Annotated in this window: 14 protein-coding genes; 9 read left to right on the top strand and 5 right to left on the bottom strand. The window is 68.1% G+C overall.

Going from position 1 to position 16,765, the window contains the following annotated elements:
• Positions 1-50: 50 nt before the first annotated feature.
• Entirely contained in the window at positions 51-1,589 is a 1,539-nt protein-coding gene (locus tag IAI58_RS08920; protein WP_207449060.1) for a DegQ family serine endoprotease, read from the top strand.
• A 58-nt stretch (positions 1,590-1,647) separates the two neighbouring features.
• Here IAI58_RS08920 and serB read toward each other — a convergent pair whose 3' ends face one another.
• Entirely contained in the window at positions 1,648-2,538 is an 891-nt protein-coding gene (gene serB / locus IAI58_RS08925; protein ID WP_207449058.1) for a phosphoserine phosphatase SerB, read from the bottom strand.
• A 26-nt stretch (positions 2,539-2,564) separates the two neighbouring features.
• Between serB and miaA the strand changes: the two genes are divergently transcribed.
• The 4 genes from miaA to ilvC all read left to right on the top strand — a co-directional run bounded on the left by miaA (position 2,565) and on the right by ilvC (position 7,045).
• Complete coding sequence (gene miaA / locus IAI58_RS08930; RefSeq protein WP_207449056.1) at positions 2,565-3,530, top strand: tRNA (adenosine(37)-N6)-dimethylallyltransferase MiaA; 966 nt, start codon at positions 2,565-2,567, stop codon at positions 3,528-3,530.
• A gap of 90 nt (positions 3,531-3,620) precedes the next feature.
• Positions 3,621-5,417: an acetolactate synthase 3 large subunit gene (locus IAI58_RS08935; RefSeq protein WP_207449054.1), complete on the top strand. Its 1,797-nt coding sequence runs from the start codon at positions 3,621-3,623 to the stop codon at positions 5,415-5,417.
• A gap of 48 nt (positions 5,418-5,465) precedes the next feature.
• On the top strand, positions 5,466-5,990 hold the full coding sequence (gene ilvN, locus IAI58_RS08940; protein ID WP_207449052.1) for an acetolactate synthase small subunit: 525 nt from the start codon (positions 5,466-5,468) through the stop codon (positions 5,988-5,990).
• Between the two features lie 38 nt (positions 5,991-6,028).
• On the top strand, positions 6,029-7,045 hold the full coding sequence (gene ilvC, locus IAI58_RS08945) for a ketol-acid reductoisomerase (protein ID WP_207449051.1): 1,017 nt from the start codon (positions 6,029-6,031) through the stop codon (positions 7,043-7,045).
• Positions 7,046-7,099: 54 nt separating this feature from the next.
• Here the strand turns inward: ilvC and IAI58_RS08950 are convergent, their stop codons facing one another.
• Positions 7,100-8,692 carry an ABC transporter substrate-binding protein gene (locus IAI58_RS08950; RefSeq protein ID WP_207449049.1) on the bottom strand — a complete coding sequence of 531 codons (1,593 nt, stop codon included), beginning with the start codon at positions 8,690-8,692 and terminating at the stop codon, positions 7,100-7,102.
• A 144-nt stretch (positions 8,693-8,836) separates the two neighbouring features.
• Between IAI58_RS08950 and IAI58_RS08955 the strand changes: the two genes are divergently transcribed.
• The 3 genes from IAI58_RS08955 (at position 8,837) to IAI58_RS08965 (ending at position 11,913) form a co-directional block, all read left to right on the top strand.
• A complete protein-coding gene (locus IAI58_RS08955; RefSeq protein WP_207449048.1) occupies positions 8,837-9,907 on the top strand; it encodes a zinc-binding metallopeptidase family protein in 1,071 nt (356 codons plus the stop codon).
• Complete coding sequence (locus tag IAI58_RS08960; protein WP_207449047.1) at positions 9,885-10,808, top strand: metallophosphoesterase; 924 nt, start codon at positions 9,885-9,887, stop codon at positions 10,806-10,808. Before IAI58_RS08955 ends, IAI58_RS08960 begins: the two co-directional genes overlap by 23 nt.
• 424 nt (positions 10,809-11,232) lie before the next feature.
• Complete coding sequence (locus tag IAI58_RS08965; protein ID WP_237182550.1) at positions 11,233-11,913, top strand: phosphoribosyltransferase; 681 nt, start codon at positions 11,233-11,235, stop codon at positions 11,911-11,913.
• Positions 11,914-11,926: 13 nt separating this feature from the next.
• Here IAI58_RS08965 and IAI58_RS08970 read toward each other — a convergent pair whose 3' ends face one another.
• Both IAI58_RS08970 and IAI58_RS08975 read right to left on the bottom strand, forming a co-directional pair.
• On the bottom strand, positions 11,927-14,263 hold the full coding sequence (locus tag IAI58_RS08970; RefSeq protein ID WP_207449046.1) for an FdhF/YdeP family oxidoreductase: 2,337 nt from the start codon (positions 14,261-14,263) through the stop codon (positions 11,927-11,929).
• Positions 14,264-14,421: 158 nt separating this feature from the next.
• Complete coding sequence (locus tag IAI58_RS08975) at positions 14,422-15,423, bottom strand: SDR family oxidoreductase (RefSeq protein WP_207449045.1); 1,002 nt, start codon at positions 15,421-15,423, stop codon at positions 14,422-14,424.
• A gap of 114 nt (positions 15,424-15,537) precedes the next feature.
• Here IAI58_RS08975 and puuE point away from each other — a divergent pair, with 114 nt between their 5' ends.
• A complete protein-coding gene (puuE, locus tag IAI58_RS08980; protein WP_207449043.1) occupies positions 15,538-16,461 on the top strand; it encodes an allantoinase PuuE in 924 nt (307 codons plus the stop codon).
• A 48-nt stretch (positions 16,462-16,509) separates the two neighbouring features.
• Here puuE and IAI58_RS08985 read toward each other — a convergent pair whose 3' ends face one another.
• Positions 16,510-16,686, bottom strand: coding sequence for a hypothetical protein (locus IAI58_RS08985; RefSeq protein WP_207449041.1), 177 nt, complete (start codon positions 16,684-16,686; stop codon positions 16,510-16,512).
• Positions 16,687-16,765 lie beyond the last annotated feature (79 nt).

A 16,765-nucleotide genomic window follows, 5' to 3' on the forward strand; every position in this document is an offset into this window, starting at 1 on the left:
CGCAATCTCTGTCCACGCGGCCGATACTGGTCGAAAGCGAGGTTCTGCCAATGCGTCTCGCCCCCATGATGCTGGCCGCCGCGGTGGCCGCTGCTCCGCTGGCGGCACCCCTGCCGGTGCTGGCGCAAGCGGCAGCCCAGGCACCCAGCGCCACGCCCCCCGCCGCCAGCCGGACGAGCCTGCCGGGAACCTTCGCGCCGCTGGTCCGCGGCCTGCTGCCGGCGGTGGTCAATGTCCAGACCACCCAGACCATCGGCGGCGCGCGTGCCAACCGCCCGGATGCGCCGGAGATGCCGCAGGCCCCGCCGGGCAGCCCCTTCGAGGAGCTGTTCCGCGATTTCCTGGAGCGTCAGCGCCCTGGCCAGCGTCCGGGACAGCCGCCCCGGCGCGCGCAGAGCCAGGGCTCCGGCTTCATCATTGATGCCGCAGGCATCATCGTCACCAACAACCATGTCGTGGATGGTGCCGACGAGATCAACGTCGTGCTGCAGGACAACACGACCCTGAAGGCCGAGCTGGTGGGCGTGGACCAGCGCACCGACCTGGCCGTGCTGCGCGTGAAGCCCGAGAAGCCGCTTCCCACCGTGTCCATGGGCGATTCCGACCGGGCGGAGGTCGGCGACTGGGTGTTGGCCATCGGCAATCCGCTGGGCTTCGGCGGCAGCGTCACGGCCGGCATCGTCTCGGCCCGCGGGCGCAACATCAACGCCGGCCCCTATGACGACTTCATCCAGACGGATGCGGCAATCAACCGCGGCAATTCCGGCGGCCCGCTCTTCAACCTGCAGGGCGAGGTGATCGGCATCAACACCGCCATCGTCTCCCCGTCCGGCGGCTCCATCGGCATCGGCTTCGCCATCCCGTCGAACCTGGCCAAGAACATCGTCGCGCAGCTGCGCGACAGCGGCCGCGTCCGGCGCGGCTGGATCGGTGTGAACATCCAGCAGGTGACGGACGACATCGCCGAGAGCCTGGCACTGCCGGGTGGCGCCCATGGCGCCCTGGTGGCGCGGGCCGAGGAGAGCGGCCCGGCCGCCAAGGCCGGCGTCCGCAACGGCGATGTGATCCTCAAGTTCAATGGCCAGGACATCCGGGAGATGCGCACCCTGCCGCGCATCGTGGCCGAGACGCCGGTGGGCACCGAGGTGCCCGTCACCGTCTGGCGCGGCGGCAAGGAAGAGCAGCTGAAGATGACGGTGGCTGAGCTGCCCGCCGACCAGCAGGCCGCCGCCACCGCGGCGCCCGAGCAGACCCGGCCCGGCGCGGCAATGGAGCTCTCCGGCCTCGGCATGAAGGTCTCGCCGGTCAATCCGGAGCTGCGGGAGCGCTTCAGCTTGCGTGACGATGCCCGTGGCGTGGTGGTGACCGAGGTCGCCCCGGGCAGCAGCGCCGCCGAGCGTGGCATCAGCCCTGGCGACCTGATCCTGGAGGTGCAGCAGAACCGCGTCTCCACGCCGCAGGAGGTGCGCGACCAGCTGGAGCGCCTGCGCCGGCAGAACCGCCCCAGCGCGCTGCTGCTGATCGAGACCAGCCAGGGCCAGCGCTTCGTGCCGCTGCGCCTGCGCCCGGAGAGCGGCAGCCCGGGCTGACGCACAGGCTTCGCCTGGAACGGAAAGGGGGGCCTCGGCCCCCCTTTTCTTTGGGTGCTCAGCCCAGGAATTCGGCCTTCCGATAGCCCTGGGCATAGAGCAGCGCCCGCAGATCGGCATGGTCGATCCGTGCGCGGGCGCTGGACGCGACGACCGGCTTGGCACGGAAGGCCACGCCCAGCCCTGCGGCACCCAGCATGGCCAGGTCATTGGCGCCGTCGCCCACCGCGGCGGTGGCGGAGAGCGGCAGGCCCAGCTCGGCCGCCAGCGTCTTCAGGATCGTCAGCTTGGCATCGCGGTCGAAGACCGGCTCCCGCACCAGCCCGGTCAGCGCCTTGCCATCATCCAGCAGGATATTGGCGTGATGGCTCTGGAAGCCGACCTTCTCCGCCACGCGGGCGGTGAACCAGGTGAAGCCGCCGGAGGCGATGGCGCAATGCGCGCCGTGCCCGGCCATGGTGCGGACCAGCACCTCGGCACCCGGCATCAGCTCGATCTTCGCCCAGGTCTCCTCGAGCGCGGTCAGGGCCAGGCCCCGGATCATCGCCACCCGCTCCCGCAGCGAGGTCGCGAAGTCGATCTCACCGTTCATGCTGCGCTGGGTGATGGCGGCGATCTTGTCCTGCACCCCGGCATAGGCGGCCAGTTCGTCCAGCGTCTCGGCCGTGACGATGGTGCTGTCCATATCGGCGACCAGCAGCTTCTTGCGCCGCCCCTCGGCCGGTAGCGCGATGCAGTCCACCGGCGCGCCGTCCAGCGCGGCGCGGGCGATGGCGCTGGCCTGCTCCGGCGCCAGCAGGGAGAAGGGGAGGTCCACTGCCTCGGCCTCCGCCAGCCAGTCCGGCGTGCCAACCTGCCCGCCGAGGTCTAGAAGGGCCGTGCGCAGCCGCGCGACGAGAGGCGCCTGCAGGATTCCCGGCGGCGCGATCAGGGTGAGAATATGAGACATCGGGGCGGGACCATGCCCGCATGGGCATGAGCGATCAACCTTTCGCGCTGTTGCTGGCGGGGCCGACGGCCTCCGGTAAGTCAGCGCTGGCGCTGGCATTGGCCGAGAGGCTGGGCGGCACCGTCATCAATGCCGATTCCATGCAGGTCTATGACGGCCTGCGCGTGCTGACCGCGCGCCCCAGTGAGGAGGAGGAGGGCCGCGTGCCGCACCGCCTCTATGGCGTGCACCCACCCGACCGGGCGGCCAGCGTGGCCTGGTGGCGGGGCAGGGCGCTGGAGGAGATGGCGGCGGCGCGGCTGCCGATCCTCTGCGGGGGTACGGGGCTTTATTTCCGCGCGCTGACGGAAGGATTGAGCGAGATCCCGGCCGTTCCGCCCGAGGCGCGAGAGGAGGCGCGTGGCCTGCTGGCGGCGGAAGGCCCCGCCGCGCTGCATGTCCGTCTGACGCAGGCCGACCCCGAAACCGCCGCCCGCCTTCGCCCCAGCGACAGCCAGCGGCTGGCCCGCGCCTGGGAAGTCTGGCGCGGCACCGGGCGGGGGCTGGCCTCCTGGCAGCGGGAGGAAGGCACGGGGCCGGCGCGGCGGAACGGGGTGCCCTGGCGCTTCGCCGCCATCCGGCTGGACCCGCCGCGCGACGCCCTGCGCGCCGCCATCGGCGCCCGCTGGCAGGCGATGATCGATGCCGGCGCGGTGGAGGAGGTGAGGGCGCTGGTGGCGCGTGGGCTGGACCCGGCCCTGCCGGCCATGCGCGCGCATGGGGTGCCCGAGATCTCCGCTGTGCTGCGCGGCGAGATCCCGATTGAGGAAGCCGGGCGGCGCGCCTGCCTGGCCATCGGGCAATATACCAAGCGGCAGGCCACCTGGTTCCGCCATCATCCGCTCGCGGATGTGAGCCATACGCATACGATCCATGCGCGTGTGGCGGGACTTGAGCAATTTTCAGAAAGTGAGCAGAGCCAAATCTTCACTTTTATTGATTGCTGCCGTTGACGGGCCTGGGGTGGACGCGTTAGACCGGCCTGCCGCCGGCGCTTTTTTGCGCCGCACGCGGCCAACCATGTCAGGAAGCCCGTAACCACCATGTCCCCCCAGACCCTTCCCGCTGCATCCGACACCCTGTCCATGACGGGTGCCGAGGTTGTACTGCGCGCGCTGAAGGAGCAGGGCGTAGAGGTTATCTTCGGCTATCCCGGTGGCGCCGTACTGCCGATCTATGATGCCATCTTCAACCAGAATGCCATCCGTCACATCCTGGTGCGGCATGAGCAGGCGGCGGTGCATGCGGCGGAGGGCTATGCCCGCTCCACCGGCAAGGTGGGCTGCGTGCTCGTGACCTCCGGCCCCGGCGCCACCAATGCCGTGACGGGGCTGGTGGATGCGCTGATGGACAGCATCCCCATCGTCTGCCTGACCGGGCAGGTGCCGACGCATCTGATCGGCAACGACGCCTTCCAGGAAGCCGATACGACCGGCATCACCCGGCCGGCGACCAAGCACAACTACCTCGTGAAGAAGTCTGACAAGCTGGCCGAGACGGTGCACGAGGCCTTCTACGTCGCGCGCTCGGGCCGCCCTGGACCGGTCGTGATCGACCTGCCGAAGGACATCCTGATCGGCAAGGCCCCCTACCGCGAGGCGCCGAAGGCCGAGCACCGCAGCTACCGCCCGCAGGTGGAGCCGGATGCGGCGGCCATCCGCAAGGCCGTGGCCATGCTGAAATCGGCCAGGCGCCCGGTGGTCTATAGCGGCGGCGGCGTGATCAATGCGGGCCCCGAGGCCTCCGAGCTGCTGACGAAGTTCGTCCGCATGGCGGGCCTGCCCTGCACCAACACGCTGATGGGCCTCGGCGCCTATCCCGCCAGCGACCCGCAGTTCCTGGGCATGCTGGGCATGCACGGCACCGTCGAGGCGAATCTCGCCATGCACGGCTGCGACGTGATGTTCAACATCGGCGCCCGCTTCGACGACCGGGTGACCGGCCGCTTGAATGCCTTCGCGCCGACCTCGCTGAAGATCCACGCGGATATCGACCCTTCCTCCATCAACAAGAACGTCAAGGTCGAGGTGCCGGTGGTGGGCGATGCCGCCGCCGTGCTGCGCGCCATGATCGCCGCCTGGGAAGATGAGCCGGCGCAGCAGGACCGCGAGGCCCTGGCCGCATGGTGGCGCCAGATCGACGAATGGCGCGGCCGGAAGTGCCTGTCCTATGTCCAGGAAGGCAAGATCATCAAGCCGCAGCACGCCATCCACCGGCTCTATGAGCTGACGAAGGAAAGCGGGCGCGAGACCTTCATCACCACCGAGGTCGGCCAGCACCAGATGTGGGCCGCCCAGTATTTCGGCTTCGAGAAGCCGAACCGCTGGATGACCTCCGGCGGGCTGGGCACCATGGGCTATGGCCTGCCCGCCGCCATGGGCACGCAGGTCGCGCATCCCGACGCGCTGGTGATCGATGTGGCCGGCGAGGCGAGCATCCTGATGAACATTCAGGAAATGGCGACGCTGGCGCAGTACCGCCTGCCCGTGAAGGTCTTCATCCTGAACAACCAGTACATGGGCATGGTGCGCCAGTGGCAGGAGCTGCTGCATGGTGGCCGCTATTCCGAAAGCTACAGCTCCGCGCTGCCGGACTTCGTGAAGCTGGCGGAAAGCTTCCATGGCGTCGGCATGCGGATCGAGGGCGTGGATGACCTGGACCGCGTGATCCGCGAGATGATCGCCATCGACCGCCCCGTGATCGTGGACTGCGCGGTGGATGAGAAGGAGAACGTCTTCCCGATGATCCCCTCCGGCGCCGCGCATAACGAGATGCTGCTGGCCCCGGGTCAGGAAGGCGGCATCGCCGGCGTCACGGATGAGGGAAGGGTGCTGGTCTGACCCGGCCGGCTTCCGGACCTTTCCCTCTTCCTTCGACTGGAACGACCCATGGCTGACCAGAACGACACCCTGCAGCGCGCGGCGACCATCGCCGTGCTGGTGGAGAATGAGGCCGGCGTGCTGGCGCGCGTCATCGGCCTCTTCTCCGGCCGCGGCTACAATATCGACAGCCTGACCGTGGCACCGGTGGATGATGCGGGGCGGCTCTCCCGCATCACCGTCGTCACCAGCGGCACGGAAATGGTGATCGAGCAGATCAAGGCGCAGCTGGACCGCCTGGTGCCCGTCCACAAGGTGGCCGACCTGACGCTGGAAGGCCCGCACCTCGTGCGGGAGCTGGCGCTGATCAAGGTGGTTGGCCGGGGCGAGTCACGGATGGAGGCGCTGCGCCTGGCCGATGCCTTCCGCGCCCGCGTGGTGGATGCCACAACCGAGAGCTTCGTCTTCGAGATGACAGGCAGCGGCGAGAAGCTGGATGCCTTCATCAACCTGATGCGGCCGATCGGGCTGGCGGAAGTCAGCCGGACCGGTGCCGTCGCCATCGCGCGCGGCACCGCCAGCCTGCGGCCCTGAGCTTTTTTTCGAGTCCTGAACTGGGGAGTGCGCGAGAGATGCGCGTCTACTACGACCGTGATGCCGACGTGAACCTGATCAAGGCCAAGAAGGTCGCGGTCATCGGCTTCGGCAGCCAGGGCCATGCCCATGCCATGAACATGCGTGACTCCGGCGTGACCGACGTGGTCATCGGCCTGCGCCCCGGCCCTTCCGCCAAGAAGGCCGAGGCCGCCGGCTTCAAGGTCCTCTCCCCGGCCGAGGCCGCGAAGTGGGCCGATGTCGTGATGGTGCTGACCCCGGATGAGGGCCAGGGCGACCTGTATCGCGACCACCTGCACGAGAACATGAAGGAAGGCGCCGCGCTGGCCTTCGCGCATGGCCTGAACGTGCACTTCAACCTGATCGAGCCGCGCAGCGACATCGACGTCTTCATGATCGCGCCGAAGGGCCCGGGCCATACCGTGCGCGGCGAGTATCAGAAGGGCGGCGGCGTGCCCTGCCTGGTGGCCGTGCACCAGAACCCCTCAGGCAATGCGCTGGAGATCGCGCTCTCCTACGCCTGCGCCGTCGGCGGTGGCCGCTCCGGCATCATCGAGACCACCTTCAAGGAAGAGTGCGAGACCGATCTGTTCGGCGAGCAGGTCGTCCTCTGCGGCGGTCTGGTCGAGCTGATCAAGGCTGGCTACGAGACGCTGGTCGAGGCCGGCTATGCGCCGGAGATGGCCTATTTCGAGTGCCTGCACGAAGTGAAGCTGATCGTCGACCTCATCTATGAGGGCGGCATCGCCAACATGAACTACTCCATCTCCAACACCGCGGAATACGGCGAGTATGTCACCGGCCCCCGCATCATCACCGCCGAGACCAAGGCCGAGATGAAGCGCGTGCTGAACGACATCCAGACCGGCAAGTTCACCCGCGACTGGATGCTGGAGAACAAGGTCAACCAGGCCGGTTTCAAGGCCACCCGCCGCAAGCTGGCCGACCACTCCATCGAGGAAGTCGGCGCCCGCCTGCGCGGCATGATGCCCTGGATCACCAAGGGCGCGCTGGTGGACAAGGCCAAGAACTAAGGCCTCAGGCCCAGGGGAAGGGGGCGCGCCGGCTTTGGCCGGCGCGCCCCTTTTTCATGCGCGCCGCAGGTTCCAGAAGACCGGCGCGCCCTTCACCATGCCCGTCAGGTCGCTGCGATAGGCGGTGTTCTGGTAGAAGAGCCCGACGGGGATGAAGGGCAGGTCCTGGAAGGCGGCGGCCTGCATGGCGCGGCCGATCTCTCCCTGGCGCTCGGGCGGGGTTTCGAACCACTGGTCGCGCAGCGCCTCCAGCCGCTCGCTGGTCGGCCAGCCGACGATGCTGCGGCGGCCATTGCCGCGCAGGTAGTTATGCGCCGCCGGGTTGACCCAGCTCGCCCCCGCCGTGCTGACGCAGACCGTGTTCCAGCCGCCGCGCTCCGGCGGATCCTGGTTGGCGATGCGGCGGATGAAGGTGCCGAAATCCATCGCCTGCAATTCGACGTTGATGCCGCAGCGGCGCATCATATCCGCCGCCACCAGGTTCAGCGCGCTGACGGAGGGATAGTCGGTGGGCTGGAGATGCACGATCCGCTCGCCCTTGTAGCCGGCGGCCTCGAGCGCGCGGCGCACGGCATCGAGGTCGCGCGGGCCGGTCAGCGCCGCCATCCCCTCGTCGCTGGCCATCGGCGAGCCTGGCAGGAAGTAGCCGAGATCGTCCCGCCACAACGACCGGTCGGCGCCGGCCACCGCCTGCATGAAATCCGCCTGCGCCACCGCGCCCAGCAGCGCCTGCCGCATCTCCGGCCGGTCGAAGGGCGGGTGGAGCTGGTTGAAGCGCAGGAAGGCGGGGGAGCCGGTGGTATCCAGCACCTCCTGCCGGATATTGCGGTTGCGCTTCAGCGCCTCCGAGAGATCGGCTGGCGGTTGTTCCCACCAGTCGATCTCGCCCTGCTGCAGGGCGGCGGCGGCCGTGGCGGGGTCAGGCATGGAAAGCCATTCGACGCGCTCGATATGCGCCACCTTCGGGCCAGCCAGCAGGCTGGGCTCGCCGCCCTCGCGGGGCACATAGCCGGCGAACTTCTCATAGACCGCGCGGGCGCCGACGACATATTCGCGGGCCACGAAGCGATAGGGGCCGCTGCCCACCATCTCCGTCACCTGCGTGCCAGGGTCTGTCAGCGCCAGACGCTCCGGCATGATGAAGGCATTCATGGTGCCGGGTTTGCCCAGCGCATCCGGCAACATGGGGAAGGGGCGCTTCAGACGGATGACCAGCCGCTGGTCGTCGGCAGCGGAGATCTCGTCCACGAGCTGCATCAGGGCGATGCCGAAGGTATCGCGCGCCCCCCAGCGGCGGATGCTGGCCGCCGCGTCGCGTGCCCGCACAGGTTCCCCGTCATGGAAGCGCAGGCCGGGGCGCAGGGTGATGGTCCAGCGCCGGCCGTCGTCCTCGACCTCATGTCCCGCCGCCATCTGCGGCTGGGGACGCAGCGCGGTGTCCACGCCATAAAGCGTGTCGAAGACCATCAGCGCGTGATTGCGGGTCACGATTCCCGGGGTCCAGACCGGGTCCAGGATGGTCAGGTCCGCCTGGGCCACGAAGCGCAGGGGCTTGGCGCGCTGCGCCAGCCCCAGGCGCGGCGCGGCCATGCCGCTGGCCAGTGCTGCGGCGAGGACGGATCGGCGGGATGGAGCGTAAATTCCCATAATACACGAACGATGGATGTCTTATCGATACCCGTCAACCTCCGTAACGAAGCTGCCGGGCGGGCGTGGGATAGTGCAACCTGCCAGTTGGGCTGGCATTGCTAGCGGACGCCGCACCGCCGGTTGAAAAGGACTTTCCCCCCAATGCGCCTCTTCAAATGTCAGGTCTGCGGCAATGTGCTGCATTTCGAGAATACGCGCTGCGTGAAATGCGACACGACACTGGGCTATCTGCCAGAGCAGAACACGCTCTCCGCGCTGGACCCCGTTGGCGGCGAGGAGGCGCTCTGGTCCGCCCGCGCGGCGGCGGGGCGCGGATACCGCTTCTGCGACAATGCGCGGCAGCAGGCCTGCAACTGGCTTGTGCCCGGCGAGAGCGAGCACCGCTTCTGCCTGGCCTGCCGCCATAACCGCACCATTCCCGATATTTCCGACCCCGTGAACAAGGAGCACTGGCAGAAGATCGAGATCGCCAAGCGTCGCGCTATCTACAGCTTCATTCGCCTGCGCCTGCCCATGCCGACCCGCGCGGAGGACCCGGAGAAAGGCTTGGCCTTCGACTTCCTGGCCGATATGCCGCAGGGGCCGCAGGTGATGACAGGCCATGACAACGGACTGATCACGCTGGCCCTGGCCGAAGCAGATGATGCCGAGCGTGCCCGCCGCCGCACGGCGATGGGTGAGCCTTACCGCGCGTTGCTCGGCCATTTCCGTCATGAATCCGGCCATTACTTCTGGGACCGGCTGGTGCGCGACGGCGGGCGGCTGGAGGAATGCCGCGCGGCCTTCGGCGACGACCGCCAGGACTATGGCGAAGCGCTGAAGCGCCACTATCAGCATGGTACACCCGCCGACTGGCAGGAGAACTTCGTCAGCACCTATGCCACTGCCCACCCCTGGGAGGATTTCGCGGAGACCTGGGCGCACTACCTGCACATCGTCGATACGCTGGAAATGGCCCGCGCCCTCGGCATCGGCATCGCGCCACGCCTGGACAGGGAAGGGGATCTCTCGGCCGGGGTGGATTTCGACCCCTACCGCATCACCGATATCCATGCGGTGATGGAAGCCTGGGTGCCGCTGACAGTGGCGGTGAACAGCCTGAACCGCAGCATGGGTATCCCGGACCTCTATCCCTTCGTGCTCTCCGCCGCCGTCGTGGCGAAGCTCGGCTTCATCCAGTCCCTGGTGCATGACAAGCTCCCTGCCGGCTGAGCGCGGGCCGCTGCTGACGCGCAGGTCCCTGCTGGAAGGCAGCGCGGCATTGCTGGCGGGCGGCGTGGCGGTGGCCAGCTTCGGGCTGGTGATCGAGCCGAGCCTGCTGCTGACGGTGCGGGAGTACCGGCTGTCCCTGCCGGGATGGGGCGCGCGGCCGCCGCTGACCCTCTGCGTCATCACCGATCTTCATGCCAACGAGCCCTGGATGCCGCTGGACCGCATCCGCCGCATCGTCGCCACGGCCAATGCGCTGCAGCCCGACGCGCATCTGCTGCTGGGCGACATTCCCGGCCATTTCCCCTGGGTCCGCCGCCGCCTGCCGATGCCGGAGGTGGTGGAGGCCCTGGCCGGGCTGCATGCGCCGCTGGGCAAGTTCGCCGTGCCCGGCAACCATGAATGGTGGGACGACCCGGAGGTGCAGCTGACCCGGCGGGGCGTGCCGGCGCTGTTCGGTCTGCTGCGCGGCGCGGGCTTCACGCTGCTGGCCAACGGCGCCGTTCGGCTGCCGCATGGCGACGGCGTCTGGCTCTGCGGCACGGACAGCATGCTGGCCTTCCGCCTGGGGCGGCGCCGCTTCGTCGGTGTCGACAATCTGCAGGCCGCCCTGGCGCCGCTGGCCGCCGACGATGCCCCCGCCATCCTGATGGCGCATGAGCCGGACCAGTTCGTGAATGTGCCGCGCCGGGTGGCGTTGACGCTGTCCGGCCATACCCATGGCGGGCAGGTGCGGATTCTCGGCTGGTCGCCGGTCGTCGGCTCCCGCTACGGCAACCGCTTCGCCTATGGGCTGGTGGAGGAGGCGGGGCGGCGGCTGATCGTCTCCGGCGGCCTCGGTTGCAGCGTCTTTCCCATCCGCTTCGGCGTGGCGCCGGAACTGGTGCTGGTGCGGCTCTCCTGACACTGCCGGTCCCGCCTGTGAGGTGCCGGGAGGAACCTCATGCCGGGGGCGCTGTTTTTTCAGGATTGGTAAAGGGGTTCCTGACACATGAAACGGTATTTTCTGACGGCATTTTCCGCGGCCGTCGCAGCCTTGCCGGCGGTGGCTCAGCCCGTGCCCCCCAATACACCTGGGCCTACCGTGCCGGAGCGGATCGAGCCGCAGAGGCCGGCTCCTCCAGCGGGCCTGCCTTCGGAAGGCCCCCGGGACGGAGTCATCCGGCCCCCCGGAGACGTGGACCCGGACATGCCGGAGGCCGCGCCGGATAACGACGTCGGAACGACGACGCCGGTGGTCCCGCTGCCCGGCTCGCCGGGAGGCTCTCCGCGGGTCCAGCCCCGGTGACGGAGATGGGCGCCATGGCGCCCACGGGCCACAGGGGCCCATGGCTGATGCGGAACCAGGCTTCGTGATGCTCGAGGACAGGGCTGCGGCGGGGCGCGCGCTGGCCGCGCGCCTCATGCATCTGCGCGATGCGGCGCCCGTGGTGCTGGCTCTGCCCCGCGGCGGGGTGCCGGTGGCCTTCGAGGTGGCGGCGGCATTGGGCGCGCCGCTCGACATCCTGCTGGTGCGGAAGATCGGCGCGCCACACTTCCCGGAACTGGCGGCTGGTGCCGTGCTGGGTGGTGCCCATCCCGGCACGGTGATTAATGAGGCGGTGGTCCGCGAACTCGGTATCTCCGAAGCTTATCTGGAGCGGGAAGCCGCCCGGCAGCGTGCCGAGATCACGCGGCGAAGTGACGCCTATCTGCGCGGCCGCCCGCCTCTGCCGGTCGAGAACCGGACTGTCATCGTGGTCGATGACGGGGCCGCGACCGGTGCCACGGCCAGGGTCGCGCTGCGAATGCTGAGGGCGGCGGGCCTCGCGCGGCGCGTGGTGCTGGCGGTTCCCGTAGCCGCGCCGGAAGTCGCCGCCATGCTGCGCGGCCTCTGCGACGACGCCGTCTTTCTGGCGCTTCCGGACCCGTTCGGCGCTGTCGGACGGTTCTACGAGGACTTCACGCAGGTCGAGGACGCGGTGGTCATCGACCTGCTCGACCGCGCGGCCACGCGGCAAGGCGGATGACGCCGCGCGGCGGTCACAGCGGATGCGTGGCGTGGCCCACGGGTTCCCGCCCGTTGCCGGTATCTTCCCTGCCATCTTCCTGCAGGATCCTCACCGGAACCGACTTGGCGGCTGGCGTCTTGGACTGCTCGTCATGGTGGGAGAGGGGGATGAGGGGGTTCATCTCCGGGTAATAAGCGCCGAGGCAGCCATCCGGCAGACGGAAGGGCGTCACCCTCAGGCCGCTGACCTTCCGCTCAACCCCATCTCCTGCATCGCTGACAAGGGAGACAACCTGGCCCTCCCGCAGGTTGTGGCGCCGCATTTCCAGGGGGTTGATGAGCACCACGTCGCGCGTGCCTTCGATGCCGCGCATACGGTCGCTGTAGCCATAGATCGTCGTGTTGAACTGGTCGTTGCTGCGCAGGGTGATGAGGCGGAAGCGGCCCGGCGCATCCTCGAATCCGGTCGCCGACATCGGCTTGGCTACGGTGAACTCGGCTTTGCCGGACTTGGTTTTCCAGATCCGCTCCCGCGCCGAATTCCCGCGATAGAAGCCGCCGGGAGTGAACATGCGGTTATTGAAGTCGTGGAATTCCTCAAGGTAGGTCTCGGCGATCAGGTCACGGATCAGGCTGTAATCAGCGACCCATTCGTCCCATTTCACCCGGTTGTTGACCGGCAGCGTCGCCTTGGCGATACCGGCGACGATCGCGACCTCCGAACGCAGGTGATCACTGGCGGGCTTGCGGCGGGCGATCGAGCCATGGATGCAGCTGAAGGTATCCTCCATGCTGACGGCCTGCGGACCGCTGGCCTGGATATCTTCCTCGGTGCGGCTGAGGCAGGGCAGGAGATAGGCTACCTGGCCATGCACCAGGTGGCTGCGGTTGAGCTTCGTGGCGACCTGTACGGTCAGGCGCATATCGCTCCAGGCCTTTTCCATCCGGTCGCGTTCCGGGATGGCGCGAACGAAGTTGCCACCCAGGCCGATAAAGGCACGCACTTGGCCGGAGATGATACCCTCGCAGGCCTCCACGGTGTTCAGGCCCTTGTCGCGCGGCGGCTTGAAGTTGAACTGCTTCGCCAGCCTGTCGAGCGGCACCAGCTCCGGCTTTTCCGCGATGCCGACGGTGCGCTGCCCCTGCACGTTGGAATGGCCCCGGACAGGAGAAATGCCGGTCCCATCGCGGCCGATATTGCCTTTCAGCAGCAGCATGTTCACCAGCATCGCCACGTTCTCGAAGCCATGGACATGCTGGGTCAGCCCCATGCCGTAGAAGGCGGTGACGCGGTCGGCTTCGACATAGACCTGGGCGGCTGCCTCGATATCCCGCCGTGACAGGCCGGACTGCGCCTCGATCTCCTCCCAGCCGGTCCCACGCACCTTTGCTTCGAAGGCCTTGAAGCCATGGGTGTGCTGCTGGATGAAGTCCTCGTCCAGCACGCGCCGCCCCTGCTGCTGCGCGGCGTCATCCGCGGCGAGGACGTGCTTGCAGATGCCGAGAATCACGGCGATGTCGCCGCCCGGCCGGACCTGGTGATACTGGCTGCTGATGGCGGTTTCCTGCCCCGTCAGCATCTCCACCGGGTTTTGCGGATTGGTGAAGACCTCCAGTCCCCGCTCCCGCACCGGGTTGAAGGTGATGATCTTAACGCCACGCTTCGCGGCTTCCTGCAACGGGTGCAGGAAGCGTGGGCTGTTGGAGCCGGTATTCTGCCCAAAGAAGAACATCGCATCGCAGTTGGAGAGATCGTCGAAGACCACGGTGCCGACGCTCGTCCCGATGACCTGCTTCAGCGCGACGGAGGTGGTCTCGTGGCACATGTTCGAGCTGTCAGGCAGGTTGTTGTGGCCATAGAGCCGCGCGAACAGCGCATAGAGGTAGGAAGTCTCCAGGCTCGCCCGGCCGGAGGAGTAGAAGACGGCGGATTTCGGTTCCAGCGCGCGCAGTTCCTTGCCGATGGCGGCAAAGGCCTCGTCCCAGCCACAGGGCACGTAGCGGTCCGTGGCGGCGTCGTAGCGCAACGGGTGGGTCAGCCGCCCCTCCTGCTCCAGGTCGTAATCCCGCCATTCCCGCAGCTCGGCCAGCGTATGCGTGGCAAAGAATTCCGGCGTGCAGCGGCGGCTGGTCAGGTCCCACAGGGTTGCCTTCGCACCGTTCTCGCAGAATTCGAAGGGGTGGGGATTGGCTGGCTTGGCCCAGGAGCAGGAGACGCACATGAAGCCGTGCGGCTTGTTCTGCCGCATCAGTGTCTCGATCGCCAGCGGCGTCGACCATTCCTTGCCGAAGATCGTGCTGATGCCGCGCAAGGAACCCCAGCCGCCCGCCGGGGAATCGTAGTGAACGGTGCCTTTTTCCTTCGGCATGGCACTGACCCCGTCGCTGTCCCTGATCACGGGCTTACGCCGGGCGCGGAGGATGGTTTCAGCGCGCCCTATCGTGCCGGCGGCCCCGCCGGGGGCCGCGCTGCGGGGAATGGCCGGGGATTGCGTGATCTTGAGGAAGCAATGGTCCAGCTCACGCCTCAGGGCCAGCCCACGCCTCCGGTCTCGCCGTAGATCTGACCGGTTGTGTAGCTGGAGGTAGCGGCGGCCAGCTCAACATAGACGGAGGCCAGCTCCACCGGCTGTCCCGGGCGCTTCATGGGCGTGGTGCTGCCGAAGTTTTTCAGCCCTTCCTCCGTCTGCCCGCCGGAGACCTGCAACGGCGTCCAGAAGGGGCCGGGCGCGACGCCGTTCACGCGGATGCCCTGGTCCACAAGCTGCTTCGCCAGCCCGCGCACGAAGATCATGATCGCGCCCTTGGTGCAGGCATAGTCGAGGATCTGTGGAGAAGGCGTCTGCGCATTGACCGAGCTAGTGCAGATGATGGCCGATCCTGGCGGCAGATGCGGCAGCGCCGCCTTCACGATCCAGAACATGGCGTAGACATTGGTCTTCATGGTCCGGTCGAGCTGCTCGGTGGAGATATCCAGCAGCGAGGTCTGCGCGTGCTGATAGGCGGCATTGCTGACCAGCGTATCCAGACCGCCGAGTTCCCGCACCGCCCGCTCGACCAGGCTGCGGCAGAAGGCCTCGTCCTGGATATCACCGGGGATCAGCACGGCCTTGCGTCCGGCGTCGCGGATCAGCTTCGCGACCTCCTGCGCGTCGGGTTCCTCGCTGGGGACATAGTTGATCGCGACATCCGCCCCCTCCCGCGCATAGGCGATGGCGGCGGCCCGCCCGATGCCGGAATCGCCGCCGGTGATCAGCGCGCGGCGCCCCGCAAGCCGGCCTGAGCCCCTGTAGCTGGCCTCGCCGCAATCGGGGACAGGCGTCATCCTCGATTGTAGCCCTGGCCAGGGCTGGGACTGCATGGGGAAGGGGGGTCTGGGATACTTGTCCTGCGGGTTCGAAAGCGCCGGGGCCGCGCCCGCATCCGGCGCCCCCTGCGCCAGGGCCGGGGCCGCCGCCGCCGAGGCGATGCCCGCGGCGGCGATCCCCCGGAAGACGTTCCGGCGAGAGGGGGAGTGATCTTCGGCCATGTCTCTGTTCCCTGGACCTGCGTTCCCGGGTTGAACAGCCATGGAGCATGGAGGTTCGCGAAGGCCGCTGCTCTTTCGTTGACGCCCTGGCCGCCGCCCCGCCAAGCTCGCCGCATGACGATCCTGGCTCCAGACAGCTGCTATCCCCGCGACTTCCAGGGCTACGGCCCCAACCCGCCGGACCCGCAATGGCCCGGCGGCGCGAGGCTCGCGCTGTCCTTCGTGCTGAACTACGAGGAGGGCGGCGAGAATACCGTGCTGAACGGCGACGCCGGTAGCGAGATCTATCTGAACGAGACACCGGGCGGGAACCCCGTGCTCGGGGCGCGGGACATCGGCAAGGAGAGCCAGTTCGACTACGGTGCCCGTGCCGGCGTCTGGCGCGTGCTACGCCTGTTCGCGCAGCGGGACCTCAGGCTGACGGTCTATGGCGTCGGCCGGGCGCTGGAACTGAACCCGGCGGTGGGCAGAGCCTTCGCGGAGGCCGGGCATGAGGTGGCCAGCCATGGCTGGCGCTGGATCAACTACCAGGATGTCGATGAGGCGACGGAACGCGAGCATATCGCGAAATGCGTGGAGACCATCACGCGCACCGTGGGAAAACCCCCGGTCGGCTGGTACACGGGCCGCATCAGCGAGCGGACGCGCCGGCTGGTGGCCGAGCATGGCGGCTTTCTCTACGACAGCGACGCCTATGACGACGATCTTCCCTATTACGTCACTGTCGCCGGCAAGCCCCTGCTGATCATTCCCTATACCCTCGACAACAACGACATGAAATTCGCCGTGCCGCCCGGCTTCTCCGGCAATGACGGTTTCGAGCAGCATCTGCGCGATGCCGTGGACCTGCTGCGGGAGGAGGGGAAGACGGCACCGAAGATGATGAGCGTCGGGCTGCATTGTCGCCTGGTGGGCCGTCCCGGCCGTGCCGCGGCCCTGGCGCGCGTGCTGGATTACGTGAAGTCCTGCCCGGACATCTGGGTGGCGACGCGGGAGGAGATAGCGCGGCACTGGCTCAGCACACATCCACCGGCCTGAGGCCGGCGGGAGTTGCGGGCGGCGGGAGGGGCCGCCGCCCGCGTCAGATCACGGACGGACCGTGACGCTCGGGCCCGTGGTCATGGGGGCCGGGGTTGTCATCACGGTGGTGGGCTGCGGCGTCGGGGCCGGGGCGGAGACGACCGTCGGGGGCGCCGTGTTCACGGAGCAGGCCGCCAGGCCGATGGATGCGGTCAGAACAGCCAGGGTCGGAAGAATACGCACCTTCGGGGACCTCCTTGAGGATGGGATGCCGCTCGATAACTTCCGCCCAAGCTTAAAGTGTCAGGCTCACGGTAGTAAC

Origin of the sequence: Roseomonas marmotae (genome assembly GCF_017654485.1) — a bacterium.
In the GTDB taxonomy this organism is placed as follows: Bacteria; Pseudomonadota; Alphaproteobacteria; order Acetobacterales; family Acetobacteraceae; genus Pseudoroseomonas; species Pseudoroseomonas marmotae.

What these genes read in the sequence shown, in the direction of transcription:
- IAI58_RS08920 (WP_207449060.1), top strand. Translation starts at nt 51, where the DNA reads ATGCGTCTCGCCCCCATGATGCTGGCCGCCGCGGTGGCCGCTGCTCCG.
- serB (WP_207449058.1), bottom strand. Translation starts at nt 2,538, where the DNA reads ATGTCTCATATTCTCACCCTGATCGCGCCGCCGGGAATCCTGCAGGCG.
- miaA (WP_207449056.1), top strand. Translation starts at nt 2,565, where the DNA reads ATGAGCGATCAACCTTTCGCGCTGTTGCTGGCGGGGCCGACGGCCTCC.
- IAI58_RS08935 (WP_207449054.1), top strand. Translation starts at nt 3,621, where the DNA reads ATGTCCCCCCAGACCCTTCCCGCTGCATCCGACACCCTGTCCATGACG.
- ilvN (WP_207449052.1), top strand. Translation starts at nt 5,466, where the DNA reads ATGGCTGACCAGAACGACACCCTGCAGCGCGCGGCGACCATCGCCGTG.
- ilvC (WP_207449051.1), top strand. Translation starts at nt 6,029, where the DNA reads ATGCGCGTCTACTACGACCGTGATGCCGACGTGAACCTGATCAAGGCC.
- IAI58_RS08950 (WP_207449049.1), bottom strand. Translation starts at nt 8,692, where the DNA reads ATGGGAATTTACGCTCCATCCCGCCGATCCGTCCTCGCCGCAGCACTG.
- IAI58_RS08955 (WP_207449048.1), top strand. Translation starts at nt 8,837, where the DNA reads ATGCGCCTCTTCAAATGTCAGGTCTGCGGCAATGTGCTGCATTTCGAG.
- IAI58_RS08960 (WP_207449047.1), top strand. Translation starts at nt 9,885, where the DNA reads ATGACAAGCTCCCTGCCGGCTGAGCGCGGGCCGCTGCTGACGCGCAGG.
- IAI58_RS08965 (WP_237182550.1), top strand. Translation starts at nt 11,233, where the DNA reads ATGGCTGATGCGGAACCAGGCTTCGTGATGCTCGAGGACAGGGCTGCG.
- IAI58_RS08970 (WP_207449046.1), bottom strand. Translation starts at nt 14,263, where the DNA reads ATGCCGAAGGAAAAAGGCACCGTTCACTACGATTCCCCGGCGGGCGGC.
- IAI58_RS08975 (WP_207449045.1), bottom strand. Translation starts at nt 15,423, where the DNA reads ATGGCCGAAGATCACTCCCCCTCTCGCCGGAACGTCTTCCGGGGGATC.
- puuE (WP_207449043.1), top strand. Translation starts at nt 15,538, where the DNA reads ATGACGATCCTGGCTCCAGACAGCTGCTATCCCCGCGACTTCCAGGGC.